Source organism: Paenibacillus sp. FSL R7-269, assembly GCF_000517865.1.
Taxonomy (GTDB): domain Bacteria; phylum Bacillota; class Bacilli; order Paenibacillales; family Paenibacillaceae; genus Paenibacillus_AQ.
The window spans coordinates 1-17,130 of record NZ_ASPS01000004.1; the positions used below are offsets into that span (position 1 = coordinate 1).

Sequence of the window (17,130 nt, forward strand, 5' to 3'; positions counted from 1 at the left end):
GCTCCTTTTCCAATATTCTGATTAAAACACAAAAGACCCACAAGATGGTCACTTTTTTCAAAGTGTCTTTCTTGTGGGTCACAGTTCAACTAATGGAGATGGGGCGTTATTTTACAAGCTCTTCCATTCATATTTCACATTACCTAAAAGTTCAGTCTCCCCGGAACGCCCGCTTCACGCGGTCGAAGAAAGACTGCTCCTGCTCATGCGTGTTCTCTCCGTTGTGGGAGGCGAACTGGCGGAGCAGGTCCTTCTGCTCATCGCTGAGCTTGCTAGGCGTAACGACGATAACGCGGACATGCTGATCACCGACGCCGTTGCCGCGAAGGTGCGGAACCCCTTTGCCTTTGAGGCGGAAGAAGGTGCCGGTCTGGGTGCCTGCCGGGATCTTGAGCTTCACCTTCTCGGTCAGCGTTGGGATCTCAATCTCGTCACCAAGCGCAGCCTGAGCGAACGTCAAGGGAACCTCGCACATAATATCGTTGTTCTCGCGCTCGAAGAAATCATGATTCTTCACACGGATTACAATGTACAGATCTCCGGCCGGGCCGCCGCGTGTGCCGCCTTCGCCTTCACCGGTCATGCGCAGCTGTGCGCCGTCATCGACACCGGCAGGGATACGCACATGGATCTTGCGCTGTCTCTTCACCTTACCCTGGCCTGCGCAGGTGGTGCATTTTTCTTTAATGATTTTGCCTGTGCCGCTGCAATGGGAGCAGGGACGGCGGTTACGCATCTGTCCAAGCGGTGTATTCTGTACGAATTCCTGCTGCCCGCTGCCATGGCAGACGGAACAGGTCTCAGGCTTCGTACCGGGCTTGGCTCCGGAGCCAAAGCAGGTATCGCAGGTCTCCGTGCGCGGAATGGTAATATCGGTCTCTTTGCCGAACACCGCTTCCTTGAACTCAATGGTCATCGTATACTGCAAGTCGCCGCCGCGCTGTGGTGCATTCGGATCACGCCGTCCACCGCCGCCGCCGAAGAACATATCGAAGATATCACCAAGACCGCCGAAATCTCCGCCACCGCCGCCAAAGCCGCCGCCCATTCCCTGATTAGGGTCAATATGCCCATATTGGTCATACCGCGCCCGTTGTTGCCCGTCACTCAGGACATCGTAGGCTTCTTTAACCTCTTTGAACTTAGCCTCAGCATCACTGGCCTTATTCACATCGGGATGGTATTGGCGCGCAAGCTTGCGGTAAGCCTTCTTCACTTCGTCTTCTGAAGCATCTCTTCCGAGGCCCAGAACCTCATAATAATCACGTTTATCTGCCACTGCTTTCACCTCCGTACATCGTTAATTTCCCCTATATACATGGTAAAAGGAAAGCCAAAACACGGGATGCCCCGGTCTTGACCTTCCCTCTCACCACATTAGAACTTATCGTCTAAGGTTACCCTTGATTCTTCTCATCGTCAACCACTTCGTAATCCGCATCTACCACATTATCCTTCTTGGCATTGCCTTCAGAAGCATCCTGACCCGCTTCAGCACCCTGCTGTTCCTGTGCAGCCTGCTCATACAGCTTCACGGACAACTGCTGTACAATCTCATTCAGCGCCTCTGTAGCGGCAGTAATTTCTTCCAGGTTGTCGGTTTCAAGTGCAGCCTTCACCTTATCCTTGGCTTCATTGGCTTTGTCGATCTCGGAAGCATCGACCTTGTCGCCCAGATCCTTGATTACTTTATCTGTGGAGTATACGAGCTGGTCAGCACCGTTCTTGGCTTCAACCAGTTCTTTACGCTTGCGGTCTTCCTCAGCGTGCAGCTCAGCATCCTTCATCATCTGTTCCACTTCTGCGTCACTCAGACCGCTGGAAGAAGTAATGGTGATCTTCTGGCTCTTGTTGGTACCTTTATCTGTAGCAGAGACATTAACGATACCGTTGGCATCGATGTCGAAGGTAACTTCGATCTGCGGTACGCCGCGCGGTGCCGGTGGAATCTCGTTCAGCATGAAGCGTCCCAGCGTCTTGTTGCCGTTCGCCATCTCGCGTTCACCCTGCAATACGTGGATTTCCACGCTAGGCTGGCTGTCTGCGAAGGTCGAGAACACCTGCGATTTGCTTGTAGGGATCGTAGTGTTGCGCTCAATCATCTTCGTGAACACGCCGCCTGCAGTTTCAATACCGAGGGACAGCGGAGTTACGTCGAGCAAGACTACGTCTTTTACATCACCAGTCAGTACGCCCGCTTGAACAGCAGCACCCAGGGCTACTACTTCATCCGGGTTAACACCTTTGTGCGGATCTTTGCCTGTAAGCTTCTTAATCGCATCCTGTACGGCAGGAATACGAGTCGATCCGCCGACCAGTACGATTCTGTTCAGGTCCGCAGGCGTCATACCAGCATCCTTCAGCGCTTGACGGGTAGGTCCCAGTGTGCGCTCAACCAGACTTGCAGTCAATTCGTCGAACTTGGCACGGGTCAGGTTGATCTCCAAGTGCTGAGGCACTCCGTCAACTACCGTGATGAACGGAAGCGATACTGTAGTTGTGAGTACGCCGGACAGCTCTTTCTTCGCTTTTTCCGCAGCATCTTTCAGACGTTGAACCGCCGCTTTGTCCTTGCTCAGATCAATGCCTTGCTCTTTCTTGAATTCAGCTACGAGATAATCCATAACCAGTTGGTCAAAATCATCTCCGCCCAGACGGTTGTCACCGCTGGTGGCCTTTACTTCAAAGAAGCCGTCGCCCAGCTCAAGGATGGATACGTCGAAAGTACCGCCGCCAAGGTCATAGACCAGGATGGTGTGATCTTCGGATTTCTCCAGACCGTAAGCAAGAGCAGCTGCTGTTGGCTCATTGACGATACGCAGCACTTCAAGGCCGGCAATTTTACCTGCATCCTTGGTAGCCTGACGCTGGCTGTCATTGAAATAAGCAGGAACTGTAATAACCGCTTGGGTTACCGTCTGGCCCAGATAAGCTTCAGCATCGGATTTCAGCTTCTGAAGAATCATTGCCGAGATTTCCTGTGCAGAATAGTCCTTGCCGTCAATGCTTTCTTTGTGGCCTGTACCCATGTGGCGTTTGATCGAAGCGATCGTACGGTCCGGGTTCGTAATGGCCTGGCGTTTTGCCGTTTCACCGACGATGCGCTCGCCGTCTTTCTTGAAGCCTACAACCGATGGGGTTGTACGCGCGCCTTCCGGATTCGGGATAACGACGGCTTCGCCGCCTTCCATAACCGCAACGCAAGAGTTCGTGGTTCCTAAGTCAATACCGATAACTTTACTCACTGTAATGTGCCTCCTCAGAAATAATGTGAAGCCCGGGGCTTCATCCATTTATATTATTGTGGAAATTAATTTCACAAGCTCTACCCGCTTATCTTATATAGAACAGAACTACATGCTGACTTTGACCATGGCCGGACGAAGAACCTTATCCTTCAGGAGATAGCCCTTCTGGACCTCCTCCGTCACGATGCCTTCCTCGTGCTCCTCGCTCTCCACCTGCATGATCGCCTGATGATATTCAGGGTTAAAAGGCTGTCCTACCACTTCCATAGCTGTAAGCCCTTCAGACTTAAGGACTCCCTCCAGCTGACGGAAAATCATATTCACGCCTTTGATGAACGCTTCAGCGTCTGCACCTGCTGCAGGTGTCGCCAGTGCGCGTTCGAAGTTATCCATTACCGGAAGCAGTTCGGTTACAAGCTTAGACGTTGCGTACTGTGCCAGCTCTTCCTTTTCTTTCTGGGTCCGGCGGCGGAAGTTATCGAAATCAGCCTGCACACGCAAGGTGCGCGCCTGATGCTCATCTGCCAGCTCCTGCAGCTTTCTGTATTCCTCATTGCCTGAAGCCGCCTCGCCGGCCTCTTCAGCCGTGAATGAACCGCTATCTGCTGTGGTATCAGCCTCTTCAGCCGCGTGATTCTCATTCACCGAGGGATCATTCTTCTCATTCATTTCTTGAACCTCTTCCTCTTTCAAGTTGTCTTCACCTCCTTAATATCATTCACATGGACTAGTACACTCTGTTCACTTATACCAGTGTGCCAGCATCGCTGTCAAATCCCGGGACAAAATCCCCAGAATACCCATTACACGTGCGTACTCCATACGGGTCGGACCCAGGATACCGATGCTCCCCAGCGGCTTGCCGTCCAGTGAATAGGTGGCGGTAATCAGACTGCAGTTGGCAAAAGCCTCATGCTTATTCTCTGTACCGATGCGCACCTGCATTCCTGCTCCGCTGCTGGCCGGGGTGAGCATTTTGAGCAGCGTAGGCGTCTCCTCCAGCAGATCGAGAATCGTCTTCACCTTGTCGACGTCCTTGAACTCCGGCTGGGTCAGCATATTCGTGGCTCCGCTTAAGTAAATCCGCTGATCTTGGTCGCTCTCAAGCGCCTTATCCAGCACCTGCATTAATTCTTCATAATGGGAGATGTGGCGCTGCATTTCTTCACCCAGCTCGGAATAGAGCTGACTCTTCAGCTTGTAGAGCGGTACATTGACCAGCTTGCTGTTCAGCAGATTCACGACCTTCTCCATCTCGGACACAGATATCTCCGGAGGAAGACTCACGGTTCGATTCTCTACCTGCCCGGTGCTGGTAACGATAATTGCCACAGCGGTCTTGTCATCGAGCGGAAGCAGCTGGAAATGGCGCAATGAAGTATGAAAAACTTCCGGTCCCAGCAGGATGGAAGTATAATTCGTCATATTGGACAGGATCATTGCCGCGTGTTGGATAACCTGCTCTGTAGCATTCAGCTTCTCGGCGAAAAAAGCGCGGATCGTGCCCAGCTCGGCCGTTTCGGCGGAATTCCACGGTACCAGATGATCCACATAATAGCGGTAGCCCTTATGGGACGGGATTCTCCCTGCCGACGTATGAGGTTGCTCCAGATAACCCAGATCCTCCAGATCGGCCATTTCGTTGCGGATCGTGGCTGGACTGTAGCCCACATCCCCGCGTTTCGAGATACTGCGTGAGCCCACCGGCTCAGCGGAAGAAATATAGTCATCGACAATGGCATTCAGTATCATTCTCTGGCGTTCAGTTAACATGTTATTCCCTCCTATCCGACTGTGGCTCCGATTCGTTAGCACTCTAACGAGATGAGTGCTAACCACTAATACAAAAATACCAAACTGACCTCAGCATTGTCAAGTGAGTTCAGCAACTTGATTGCGCCTATTTTAAACAAAGCAAGATTTTGGATATTTCACCGCAACCATTTCCCGGACGATGCCGTCCAATACTCAGGGAGTGATAAAAATGCGTTATAAAAAACAACATTATGGGCTATCATCGCAGGCCTATTAACTACACTGGCACTTACGGGCTGTAACGGTAAAATCTTACCGGTAGAGTGCATCGATGTGGATGCGAATTATGTATCCCTCCTGCAATGGGACGGCGTCATGTACTACGATAATACCAATCCTAACCCCATCGCACTGGGCAAAGGCAAGGAGATCGGCAAAATCACCTACAGCAAATCCGAACAGAAGTGTCCGCGCGCTGAGCTGCAGGATGGAGATGCGACAAATCTTAAGACAGGCACACTGCTCTACGAGGTAGAGGGCTATAAGACATCGGCGCGACTCTGGGCGGGGGACCGGCTATATCTGGCGTCCAACAATCCGGCAGCCAGAACCCTTAACGATCTGCTGGATATAGAGGGCAAAATACAAACTGTCCGTTTTGTGAGCGGCAATGACGGTTCTGACCTGATGGACTTCACCCCGGAGGCCAACGCCGTATTCATCCGTGAATTCCCCAAGCTGGCATACCTCCCGTTCGAGGAGCTGTCCAAGCAGACCAAGAGCTGGGTGGGGGACAAATACTGGATGGAGATTGAGATGACGGACGGGTCCAGCGTTAGAGTTACTTATAATACGATGTCCCCTTCGTTTCACCCTTCTGCGTATGCCACGCCGGAGCTTGCGGAACTTGTAGAGCAGCAGCGCAAGCTTATCTATGCACAATAATACGGAAGCCGTTTCAGCGGATAAGTTATCGTGTGAAACATATACATTCTATAATTTCAAAAAACCACTGTCACTCTGAAGCATCAGCTTCCCGGGAGAACAGTGGTTTCTTATTATATAGTTTACCGTGGGGCTATGTCCCGCCGGATTAGTCCAGTCTCTTCAGCACGGCGATCTCATCGCAGGCATGCTGCTTCTTGCAGTTCACACAATCGGTCCAGACCTTCTCGGGGAAAATCTCCTTCTGCACCACATCAAAGCCATTGCGGAGGAAGAAGTCCACGGCATAAGTCAGGGCCATAATCTTCGGGATTCGCTGGCGTCTGGCTTCTTCCACCAGCTTCTCCAGGATCATCGTGCCTACACCTTTGCCCTTACCTTCATCACGCAGTCCAATGGAACGGACCTCCACAAGATCACTGCCGAGCCTGAACAAGGAACCGCAGCCGACAAACTTGCCGCCAATCTCGGCAATTACGAACTGGTCGATCTGGCGGGTCAGTGCTTGCCTTGAACGGGGCAGCATAATCCCCTGCCTGGCATACTCCTCTATCATCAGATACAGCGGCTCTACATCCTCCACCGTAGCATTTCTGCATATCACTTGCTGCTCTCCCGCTGGAGAAGCCTTTTGGAAATGATCCGTTTTGACAAGCACCTTGACTCACCCCTTGTTGTTAATATGAATAAATATACAACACAGTGAATTACAATTCAAGGGGTATTTCAAAATTAAACCTCTGTCAAAGCACCGACAAATTCCCCGAAAACATCGTTGCCAAACAGGATTCCCTGCTTGCTCAGGCGATAGTTGTCCCCGGACTGCTCCAGCAGCCCGGCCTTGAGCATTTTATGCAGCGGCCTTGCAAAAACAGCCTCCAGCGGCTTACCGAATTGCGAACGGAACGCCTTATCCGATACTCCTTCGCGCATCCGCAGGCCGACCATCATGAAATCCTCCATCGCCTCCTGCTCGGAGATCTCAAAGCTGTCCAGACGCGGCAGCCCGCTGCGCGAAGCCTCGTTATACGGGTTCACGCCCTTGATATTCATGTGCCGCTGCCGGCCCACATATCCATGCGCCCCTGCGCCCAGTCCGTAATAATCCTCGTTGCGCCAGTACGTGATATTGTGGCGGCTCTCCAGCCCCGGCTTCGCAAAATTACTAATCTCATACTGTATATACCCTGCGGCCTCCATAGTAGACATCAGCAACAGATACATCGCCAGCTCATCCTCTTCATTCGGCAGCGGAAGCTTGTTCTTGTTGAACAGCGTGTGGAACAGTGTGTTCTCCTCCACCTTCAGGCTGTAGATGGAATAATGCGGAAGATCCAGCGCCAGCGCCTTGTCGATGCTCTCTCTGAGCATGTCCACTGTCTGGTTCGGCAGGCCGAACATCAGATCCAGCGACAGGTTATTAAGGCCCACCGCACGGGCATTCTCCAGACTGCGGTATACGTCGTTCACATCATGAATCCGGCCGATTCCGCTCAGCAGTTCATTCTGGAACGCCTGCACCCCGAAGCTGACACGGTTGACGCCGCCTTCCTTCATGACTCTGAGCTTGTCGATATCGGTTGTGCCGGGGTTAGCCTCCATCGAGAATTCAATCTGCTCATCCCACTGCGGGAAATGTCTGCGGACCGATTCCAGGAAATAAGCCATCTCATCAGGCCCCAGTACAGTAGGCGTACCCCCGCCGACAAAAATCGTCTTGATCACACCCGGAGGCGTGTGTTGCACGGTCAGCTCCATCTCACGGTCAAGCGCATGGAGGTAGTCCATCACCGGCTGGTCCTTCAGCACGTAAGAATTGAAATCACAATAGAAGCATTTATTGGTGCAGAACGGGATGTGAATATATACGGCCTCAGGGGGACGGCCATGGTGTGCAGTGTTCTTAGCTGTGTTCATTAGCTGTCTCCTTTGTTCTATTAATGTACAGGCCTGCCACAGCACCTGCTGCTGAAAAGCAAGAAGAAACGGCTGCACCGCCCTGCGTAGGACGGCACCCGTTTCTGCGATAAACCGAAAGCTCCGGAGGAGCTTATATGCTGCTACTCAATCTGAAGCACGGCCATGAACGCTTCCTGCGGCACCTCGACGCTGCCGACCTGCTTCATGCGCTTCTTGCCTTCCTTCTGCTTCTCCAGCAGCTTCCGCTTACGCGAGATATCGCCGCCGTAGCATTTGGCTAATACGTTCTTACGCATGGCCTTAACGGTCTCACGCGCAACCACCTTCGTGCCGACGGATGCCTGAATCGGCACCTCGAACATCTGGCGCGGGATAATGCCGCGCAGCTTCTCACAGATGACCCGGCCGCGGTTGTAGGCGCGGTCGCGGTGAACGATGAAGGACAGTGCATCGACCTGCTCATTGTTCAGCAGGATATCCATCTTCACGAGATTGGACTGGCGGTAACCGGAGATCTCGTAATCGTAGGATGCATAACCCTTCGTGCCGGATTTCAGTTGGTCGAAGAAGTCGTAGACGATCTCGGATAACGGAATCTCGTACGTAATGGTTACACGGTTGCTGTCCAGATACTCCATGTTGACGAATTCACCGCGTTTGTTCTGGCACAGCTCCATCACGGTACCCACGAAGTCGTTAGGCACAATAATTCCCGCTTTGACATACGGCTCTTCGATGAAGTCAATCGTCCCGATCTCCGGATAGTGCGACGGATTGTCGATCTGGATGGTCTCCCCGTTAGTCAGCTTAATACGGTAAATAACGCTCGGCGCGGTAGTAATCAGTGGCAGATTGAACTCGCGTTCGATCCGCTCCTGAATAATCTCCATATGCAGCAGTCCCAGGAAGCCGCAGCGGAAGCCAAAGCCGAGGGCGCTGGAGCTCTCCGGCTCGAAGCTCAGGGAAGCGTCATTCAGCTGCAGCTTCTCCAGCGCTTCACGGAGATCATTATAATCGGAAGTCTCAATAGGATAGAGCCCGCAATAGACCATCGGATTAATCCGGCGGTAGCCCGGCAGCGGTTCAGGCGTCGGATTCTTGGCATCCGTCACTGTATCCCCGACACGGGTGTCGCCTACATGCTTAATTCCGGCCACAATGAAGCCGACATCGCCGATGTTCAGCTCCGGTACAATGGTCATGCGCGGCATAAAGGCTCCGACCTCAATAACCTCAAAGGTTTTGTCGGTGGCCATCATTTTAATCTTGGAACCGGCACGGATACTGCCGTCCATTACACGGACATAGACGATAACGCCCTTGTACGGGTCATAATGGGAGTCGAAGATCAGCGCCTTGAGCGGTTCTTCCGAGCTGCCAGTCGGCGCCGGAACCTGCTTCACGACCTGCTCCAGAATCTCCTTGATGCCGATGCCTGCCTTGGCAGAAGCCAGAACAGCTTCACTGGCATCCAGCCCGATGACATCTTCAATCTCCTGCTTCACGCGTTCGGCGTCAGCATTGGGAAGATCGATTTTGTTGAGCACCGGAAGAATCTCCAGATTGTTGTCAAGCGCCAGATACACGTTAGCCAGCGTCTGGGCCTCAATCCCCTGAGCTGCATCCACTACCAGCAGTGCGCCTTCGCAGGCCGCCAGACTGCGGGATACCTCATAGGTGAAATCGACATGCCCCGGTGTGTCAATCAGATTCAGATAATACTCCTGTCCGTCATCGGCACGGTACGTCAGACGTACGGCCTGCAGCTTGATGGTGATGCCGCGCTCGCGCTCCAGGTCCATCTGATCCAGAACCTGCTCCTGCATTTCACGCGAAGTGAGCGCACCCGTATACTCCAGAATGCGGTCAGCCAGTGTCGATTTGCCATGGTCTATATGTGCAATAATCGAGAAATTGCGAATTTGTTGTTGTCGTTTCTGAACGTCAGTCATTCCTTACCCCCACAGACAGCCTAATGTTAATCCACTTATTATAACAGTACGGGCTTCGCCCATCAATCCCGCCAGCCCCCGGAAAAGAAAGAAACCGCCTGGACCCTCTACAACCGCAGGCGGAATCCTGCAAAAAAACACACAAACGGCTGCGGACTTCCATCATCCGCAGCCGTTTGTACCTTAAACCTCCTTACAGCCCGGGAAATTCCGGGCTGTTCCTGCTCACTCCTCCGAGGAGTCGAAGAGAGAGACCACCCAGCGGATGCCCTTCTGCGAAGCCTGCTGGAGCAGGCCAGCAGTCTTATCGGCCAGCACATCCACCGTGGGCTTCTGCTCCTCCGGGATCAGAATCTGTTCGGGACTGCGCGCAGAGTAGTCCTTCACCTCCTGCTGCGGAAGGCTGCCTGTGCCGCCAGCCGTCTGCGCCTGTGTACCTGCAACCTGCTGCTGCATGGGCAGCATGGTGTAAGCGCCCGTTACCGGATCAATAGTCACGGGCACATATACATAAGCCTGGCCGCCCGGGGCCGAGCCGGCAGCCGGAACATGTGCGGTCCCGGCCGTGCCGTTCTGTCCAGCCGGAAGCTGACTCCCAGCCGTGCTGCTCCCGGCTGGCTTGCTCCAGTCCGGCAGTATACCGGAGACTCCCGGACCGCCGCCGCCGAACTGCAGGCCGATCAGCAGCCCTACACCCGCCCATATTCCGACCATCACCAGCTTTTTACCGAACCGTGTCATAGTCTCCGCTCCTTTTCAGCTATAATCCATTTAGGAACCGGTTGAAGTGTCTGCCCCGGTGACTCCAGACTGCGTACTGCCTTGATCTGGCGCAGCCGCCTTCTCAGCATCACGGCTGCTCCAATACACATCAGCAATCGCATCTGCCAGAAGATCCGCCGTCCGCTTCAGCTCCTCGGCGCTGTTGTCAATTCCGCCTACCTCAATCAGCACACTGTTCGGGGACAACGTCTGGTTATATTCCCCATTATTCCCGTTTCCGGACGATTTCCCCCATATCCCGCGTGAAATTCCAGGATAATTTTTCTCCAGCAGCTGATGGATTTTATTGGCGAAGGCTTCGTTTTGTTTCCAGTTTTTATTCGCATGCCCCAATATAAAATATACCTGGGCATAATTTTTTCCGTTAATCACAGCCGTTGTTTTGCCGTGCCGCTGCGAATCGCGGTGAATATCAATCAACTCACTCATGCTCTGATTGGAGGCCATAGCCGATTTCACAGTCATACGTGAATATTTATAAGAGAAGTTCCAGTTGTAGCCTGGCACCTCTGTAGCATAGTCCTCCTGGGCATGGACCGTTCCGATTCCGCGTTCTTCCAGCCTCTTGGCAATATAGGAGCCTACCAGCATGACATTCTTGGAAGGGACGGCCGAGCTGGGGTTGTCGCTCTGTGCGCCCAGCAGCGGATTATATGCTTCCCGCGGATGGGAATGATAGACGAGAATACGCTTGACCGAAGTATCTCCCGTGCCGTTCTCGGCATCTCCGCTTCCGGAGTAACCCTCGTCAGGTTCTGTACCGGACGGGTCCGGAATAGGCGAAGCCTCGGGCTGTACCACGCCTCCCCCCGGATTGTCATGGCCATTATCAGCCTCTGTACCGTCCCCTGAATCTGGGAGGGCTCCAGGATCGCCCCCTGCTCCGGGGTTTTCCCCAGTGGCCAGTTCATCGCCCCCCGGATGATAATCGGCCGGCGCCCCTGTACTTCCCCCTGAACCTTGCCGCAGCAGGAAAGGATCATCGGCAGCAAGTCCTGGCATCTCACGCGAGACCAGACTCTTCGGATCACCAGGATCAACACTGGTCAGCAGCCGGAATACGAACGAGGTCACCTTGTCCCCGGAGAAGGCTGAAGGCTCCTCGCCCTTCGGCAGATGAGGAACCTCCATGCCCAGCAGCTCCATGAAGAATCCGCTGGAGAGCGAAGCCGCCAGACCTTTCATAGAAGGAATGGGCGAAGAATTCAGCTTCTGCCCGGCCAATCCGCCGGCTCCAAGCAGCATGAACAACACAAGCGAACCTCCGGCCAGCAGCAGCATCGTCCTTCCCAGCGACAGAATATCCATCAGCCGTCCGCGCAGCCGCCCTATATTCCATAGCTGAAACCATTTTCTGTTCATGATTGTTATGTCCTCCTCTAAGCCCTCTGTAATCTCTCATACTCCAAATCTATGAGCTTAAGGGTTATGCTAGAACCACAAAATGAGAGATAGCAGGGAGCATAGATAGAGATGTGACACATAAGTTCTTGTAATTTGTACAAAGAGCCCGCAACCAGTTCTGCGTTATAGCAGGGCGGTGCGGGCTAGTTGATAAGTGACAGATCAGTGAGTGTAAGCTCCGACATTACCCGGATCTACCGCTTCATGCAGGGCGGCATTCAGTCCGCTTGCCACAATGTTCGCGATCTCTTCAATGAATTCATCGATCTCTTTGGGGGTCACAATCAGGTCATGGCCCAGCGGCTCAAGCACTTCTTTCACCAGGGCTAGACGCTCCTGCTCAGAGATATCGTCAAGGAGACCCATAATCTCCTTGGTATGAGCGCCCCCGTCAGCCATTTGCCCGAAATGGGTCCGCATCATCTCCAGCACATTATTGACGATAGTGGAGGCATAGCAGACTGTAGGGACGCCGATGGCGATGCAAGGTACACCGAGCACCTCCTTGGTCAGCCCTCTGCGTTTGTTCCCGATCCCTGAACCGGGATGAATCCCGATGTCAGCAATCTGGATGGTGGTATTGATTCTCTCCAATGAACGGGAGGCCAGCGCATCAATAGCTATAATGACATCCGGGCTGGTGCGGTCCACTATCCCCTGCACAACTTCGCTGGATTCAATCCCTGTCAGGCCGAGCACTCCGGGAGCAATAGCACTGACATTCCGGTAACCGGGCGAGATCTGGTCGGGCACCAGCTCATAGAACTGGCGGGTAATCAGCGCATTCTCAACGACCAGCGGGCCGAGCGAGTCGGGCGTCACATTCCAGTTGCCCAGTCCCACGATAAGGACCTTGGAATCGCGGTCAATCCCGATTTTATCCAGGAAGTGCTCGAATTCCCGGGCAAACACTGTAGAGACCTTCTGCTGCAGCCCTGTGTCCCCGCCGCGCAGCCCAGGCACCTCCAGAGTCACGTAATTGCCGATTGCCCGTCCAATCGCCTGAGAGCCGGCAAGGTCTGCTACAGCAAGTCTCGTGACTTTGATGCCGTCCGCTTCTTCCACTTCCTCATTGACACCCGGGATCGGCGTATTGGCGTGCCGCTCTGCCATTTCCTTCGCTTCCACCGCCAAGTCCGTACGTACCGAATACAGCTGAAGATCCAGTTCCATTCTTAGTTCAGCCTCCTTTTGCATATTGCTGATAGTGTGCGAGAGAAAGCCGCCGTTTATACAAACCACACTGAGGAATTCTAAAGCTTTTTATCTTGCTTTTTACTACCCTTCATGCTAAACTATTTTAAGTTGTGAATCATTTGTTGATTTCGAATGTCTTTCAGGAGGTGAATGCAATGCCAAATATCAAATCCGCGGTAAAACGCGTCAAGACGATCGAGAAACGCCGTGCACTGAACGCTTCCCAGAAGTCCGCGCTTCGTACAGCTGTGAAAACTGCTGATGTAGCAGTGACAGGTACGGAAGTTGAAGTAGCTCAGGCTGCTTTCCAAGCGGCTTCCAAAAAGCTGGACAAGGCTGTAACTAAAGGCCTGGTTCATAAAAATGCGGCTGCCCGCAAAAAATCCCGCTTGGCGAAGAAATTGAACGCTCTCAAGGCTCAAGCCTAAGCCAAGGGCGACAATCATAACGAGCATTGAAGAACCTGACCGCTATGCTGCATACGGTTAGGTTTTTTTATGCTTGTTAGCTTCACTCATTGAATTCCGCTGTACAATCAAAGAGCCTGCCCGCCCGCGTGTATCACGGGATGGACAGGCTCTTTGATTCGTTCCGTGAGATGCAGCCCTATTCAGGCTCCGAGGCGCAGCATGAACATCTCCAGCCCCAGCACCTTATCGACAGCCCCCGTCTTCATCTGATAGTCCAGATCCGCCAGAATACTCAGGATCTGCCGCAGCCGCTGGCTTCCGAACTTATGAGCCTGCTCTCCGGCCAGCTTCACTGCATACGGATGCAGTCCGAGCTGGGAGGCAATCTGTCCCTGCGAATAGCTCAGGGCTGACAAATCCTTGACCTGCAGGATGATTCTGAACTGCCGGGCAATCAGCGAAGCGATCTTGATCGGCTCCTCCCGCTGCTTAAGCAGTTCATAGAGCGTATTCAGCGCCTTGTCCAGGCGCAGATTCGCAATATCCTCCACCAGCGTGAAGATATTCTGCTCCGTTCCCCGGTGGACCAGACTCTCCACCGCTGCTGCATCTACCCGGCCGCCAGTACCGGCGAACAAGCACAGCTTGTCCATCTCCGCAGACAGACCCTGGAGTCCGGTTCCGCTGCTTGCAATCAGAACCTCTGCCGTCCCCGGCGCAAGAGAGCAGCCGCGTTCGCGAAAGCCTTTCTCCACCCAACGCAGCAGCTCCTCCGCACCCAAGGGATTGAAGGCCAGTACGGTGCCGGAAGCTTTGATGCTTTTGACGATTTTTTTACGTTCATCCAGCTTATCGCCGTTCACCATAAATACAATCACGCTGAATTCGGCAGGGTGCTGCATATATTCACTTAGCATCTCCACGTTATGTTCCAGCTTCGTCTTCTCCTTGCCTGCCGTGAACAGAGCCGCATCCCGCACCAGCAGAAGCTTGCGTTCTACCATGAACGGAACCGTCTCTGCCTCTTCGACGACAGCCTGAACCGGAGTTTCGGACAGATCGAACGGGATCACCGCGAAATCGCGGTCTTCTTTGGCTATCAGGTGTTCCTCCAGCATGGCCGCGAATTCATTCATCCGGAACTTCTCACTGCCGTACAGCAGGTACAGCGGGGAGACCTTTCCTTGCTTGATGTCCTTGGCCGCCGTTTTGGCATCCATCCTGCCACTTCCTTTTTTATTTTCTCGAGTGATGCATTCGTACATTTTATCAAAAAAACAGCTCAAAACATAGGCATCTATATCAAAGTATTCTGCCCAGGAACGCAAGCAAAAACGGAGCAGCCTTGGCAGCCAGGGCCAAAGTTACTCCGTTTCAGCGGCGCATCTATATAAACGACGGAGGGAGCAGCTCTAGAAACTCTCCCGGCCGCCGGTCATACCGATGATACTCGCAAAGCTTGTAATTCATGTCCTCTTGCCTTAGCATATTCCGCAGGCTAGAAGAACGTTCCGGTTATTTATCGGACGTTGCCGCGTCCGGGGTGATAGCCGGGCTGGGAACCGATGAGGCAGAAGCCGCAGGAGAAGCGGTAGGCGCTGGAGAGATGGCAGGTGCCGGAGAAGCGGAAGGAGCAGGTGTTGCGCTCTCTGCCGGAACCGTATATACCTTCGTCGTCTGCGTACCGTCCTCAAGCTGTAGCACATAAGTGAACTGGGTGCCATCTTCCGACCACACACCGGAGACCCAGTTCCCCTCCAATGGAAGCGAAGCCAGCGCTGCCCGCTGTTGCTCTTCTCCCTCTGCGGTTACGCTGTAGATTAACACATGCTGGCCAGTCAGCTCAGCCATATGCTGCCCGTCCGGCGAAGTCCACGAGGAATCCGCAGCCATCAGCGTCATGGCTCCTGACTCTGCCGGAGCTGGAGTCGGTGCCGTCCGTGCATCCGCCGCAGCCGGATTATCGTCCACCACACTCTGTTGTGTCGGTGTACTCGATTTCATGCTCTGGGTATCTGCTGACCGGCTATCCGCTTTCTTGGTGCTCTTGGGGCGGTCCGCCGGAGGCGCAGTAGCGGTGCGCTTGCTGGGCGGAGCTTCGCTTACCTCAGGCTCCGTGCCTGTATCCGAACCGCCGCCACCTGCGGCCGGTTGATCCGCACGCTCACTGGGAGCAGGAGATGCAGATTTCAAATTATTGTCTGCCGTTTCACTCGGCGCGGTCTGCTCCATTGACCGGAGCTCACTGCCGCTGTCGCTGTTATTCTGTCCGTCTGCCAGTGGGGCGTCCGCACTGTTCTCTGTGCTCATGCTGGAGTTCGCCGCCCCGCCGCTCATTAAATTGGAGGCCATATCCATGTCCGCTCCCGGCAGACTCTTCGGCATATTGAATACGGCGATGAGCAGAATTACAGCTGCAGCTGCCGCACCAATGCCTGTCCGCGCAGCCAGTGAAGGGCCCTTGGACTTCTTGCCCCGGGTATTAGAACGGGAGAAGGGAACAACCTTCGGATCTTCCGGCTCCATAACCGCAGGCGCTTCCGGGACACCTCGGTCCAGTTGTTCAAGCTGAGGCAGGATAGAGTCAACCAGACTGAAGGGGGGCTTCACATCCGGAAGCTGCTCCAGCTGCTCGGAGAGCAGTGTCAGCCGGTCCAAGACTTCCGCGCAGGAAGGACAATCGTCGATATGACGGAACATTTCAAGCATTTCTTCCTGACTGAGATCATGATCTAAATAGCGGTGCATCCATTCCATCACCTCCGCGCATTTCATCCTGACACACCACCTTTCTGATACTCCTGAAGTCTATTCTGCAGCTGCTGCCGCGCCCGGAACAGGTACGATTTGACCGTGTTCAGAGGCAGATCCAGACAGTCTGCAATCTCGTTGTAAGAAAAATCCTGTAAATAGCGGAGCACGATTACCGTCCGGTGATGCTCCGGAAGCTGGTCGATGGCCTCACGGATATCCTCCGCCAGATAACCCGACATCACTTCGCGCTCTACGTTATGTTTTTTATCCTGGAACACCATTTCGTGTTCATCGATAGAAACGGTAGGCTTCGTTCTCCGGAATTTGTCTATACATATGTTGGTTACTATTCGCTGAACCCATGTTTTGAACTGCGCCTTCTCCTCATAGGAGCCGATCTTGGTGTACACCCGGATCAACGCTTCCTGGGAGGCATCCAGAGCATCCTGTTCATTATGCAGAATGTAGAAGGCCGTCTTATATACATGCCCTTCAATTTCTCGCAATAGGGTGATTAGAGCGTCGCGATCGCCCGCTTGAGCGGCTCTGATGAGTCCCTGCTCCACCACGAAGGTTCCCCCTCTCTATGCAATCTTACTGACGCGCAAGACTGCGAATTTGTTGCAAGCCTGTAATGATTATTTTAAAAGATAAAAACTAGATGCTTCGCGCATAAATGTTCCTTATCTTTCCCGCTGAAACGGTACCGTCCTAAAAAAGGACGGCAAAGCCGTTTCTACTTGTAGTCCACAATCCCTACTA

Annotated in this window: 15 protein-coding genes; 2 read left to right on the plus strand and 13 right to left on the minus strand. The window is 53.5% G+C overall.

What is annotated here, in order from left to right; translation table 11 throughout:
• Nucleotides 1-151 precede the first annotated feature (151 nt).
• The 4 genes from dnaJ to hrcA all read right to left on the minus strand — a co-directional run bounded on the left by dnaJ (nt 152) and on the right by hrcA (nt 5,021).
• A complete protein-coding gene (gene dnaJ, locus C162_RS01235; protein ID WP_036690440.1) occupies nt 152-1,279 on the minus strand; it encodes a molecular chaperone DnaJ in 1,128 nt (375 codons plus the stop codon).
• Between the two features lie 118 nt (nt 1,280-1,397).
• A complete protein-coding gene (gene dnaK, locus C162_RS01240; RefSeq protein ID WP_036690442.1) occupies nt 1,398-3,245 on the minus strand; it encodes a molecular chaperone DnaK in 1,848 nt (615 codons plus the stop codon).
• A gap of 108 nt (nt 3,246-3,353) precedes the next feature.
• Nucleotides 3,354-3,941, minus strand: a complete 588-nt coding sequence (gene grpE, locus C162_RS01245; RefSeq protein ID WP_036690443.1) for a nucleotide exchange factor GrpE — start codon at nt 3,939-3,941, stop codon at nt 3,354-3,356.
• Nucleotides 3,942-3,989: 48 nt separating this feature from the next.
• On the minus strand, nt 3,990-5,021 hold the full coding sequence (gene hrcA, locus C162_RS01250; RefSeq protein ID WP_036690445.1) for a heat-inducible transcriptional repressor HrcA: 1,032 nt from the start codon (nt 5,019-5,021) through the stop codon (nt 3,990-3,992).
• Between the two features lie 315 nt (nt 5,022-5,336).
• Between hrcA and C162_RS01255 the strand changes: the two genes are divergently transcribed.
• The gene (locus tag C162_RS01255; RefSeq protein WP_036690447.1) at nt 5,337-5,948 is read left to right on the plus strand and encodes a hypothetical protein; all 612 of its coding nucleotides are present in this window, start codon (nt 5,337-5,339) and stop codon (nt 5,946-5,948) included.
• A 148-nt stretch (nt 5,949-6,096) separates the two neighbouring features.
• Here the strand turns inward: C162_RS01255 and C162_RS01260 are convergent, their stop codons facing one another.
• From C162_RS01260 to gpr, 6 genes are all read right to left on the minus strand, one after another.
• A complete protein-coding gene (locus C162_RS01260; protein ID WP_143804192.1) occupies nt 6,097-6,606 on the minus strand; it encodes an N-acetyltransferase in 510 nt (169 codons plus the stop codon).
• Between the two features lie 74 nt (nt 6,607-6,680).
• Nucleotides 6,681-7,865, minus strand: a complete 1,185-nt coding sequence (gene hemW / locus C162_RS01265) for a radical SAM family heme chaperone HemW (protein WP_036690448.1) — start codon at nt 7,863-7,865, stop codon at nt 6,681-6,683.
• A 143-nt stretch (nt 7,866-8,008) separates the two neighbouring features.
• On the minus strand, nt 8,009-9,820 hold the full coding sequence (lepA, locus tag C162_RS01270; protein ID WP_036690450.1) for a translation elongation factor 4: 1,812 nt from the start codon (nt 9,818-9,820) through the stop codon (nt 8,009-8,011).
• A gap of 225 nt (nt 9,821-10,045) precedes the next feature.
• Nucleotides 10,046-10,561, minus strand: coding sequence for a hypothetical protein (locus tag C162_RS01275; protein ID WP_036690451.1), 516 nt, complete (start codon nt 10,559-10,561; stop codon nt 10,046-10,048).
• 30 nt (nt 10,562-10,591) lie between these two features.
• A complete protein-coding gene (locus tag C162_RS01280; RefSeq protein ID WP_036690453.1) occupies nt 10,592-11,965 on the minus strand; it encodes a stage II sporulation protein P in 1,374 nt (457 codons plus the stop codon).
• Nucleotides 11,966-12,169: 204 nt separating this feature from the next.
• On the minus strand, nt 12,170-13,180 hold the full coding sequence (gpr, locus tag C162_RS01285; protein WP_036690456.1) for a GPR endopeptidase: 1,011 nt from the start codon (nt 13,178-13,180) through the stop codon (nt 12,170-12,172).
• Between the two features lie 179 nt (nt 13,181-13,359).
• Between gpr and rpsT the strand changes: the two genes are divergently transcribed.
• Nucleotides 13,360-13,632 carry a 30S ribosomal protein S20 gene (rpsT, locus tag C162_RS01290; protein WP_036690458.1) on the plus strand — a complete coding sequence of 91 codons (273 nt, stop codon included), beginning with the start codon at nt 13,360-13,362 and terminating at the stop codon, nt 13,630-13,632.
• Nucleotides 13,633-13,814: 182 nt separating this feature from the next.
• Here the strand turns inward: rpsT and holA are convergent, their stop codons facing one another.
• The 3 genes from holA to C162_RS01305 form a co-directional block, all read right to left on the minus strand.
• Complete coding sequence (gene holA / locus C162_RS01295; protein WP_036690459.1) at nt 13,815-14,834, minus strand: DNA polymerase III subunit delta; 1,020 nt, start codon at nt 14,832-14,834, stop codon at nt 13,815-13,817.
• A gap of 295 nt (nt 14,835-15,129) precedes the next feature.
• Nucleotides 15,130-16,389, minus strand: a complete 1,260-nt coding sequence (locus C162_RS01300; protein WP_036690460.1) for an anti-sigma factor family protein — start codon at nt 16,387-16,389, stop codon at nt 15,130-15,132.
• Nucleotides 16,386-16,937: an RNA polymerase sigma factor gene (locus C162_RS01305; RefSeq protein WP_036690462.1), complete on the minus strand. Its 552-nt coding sequence runs from the start codon at nt 16,935-16,937 to the stop codon at nt 16,386-16,388. Before C162_RS01305 ends, C162_RS01300 begins: the two co-directional genes overlap by 4 nt.
• Between the last annotated feature and the right edge of the window lie 193 nt (nt 16,938-17,130).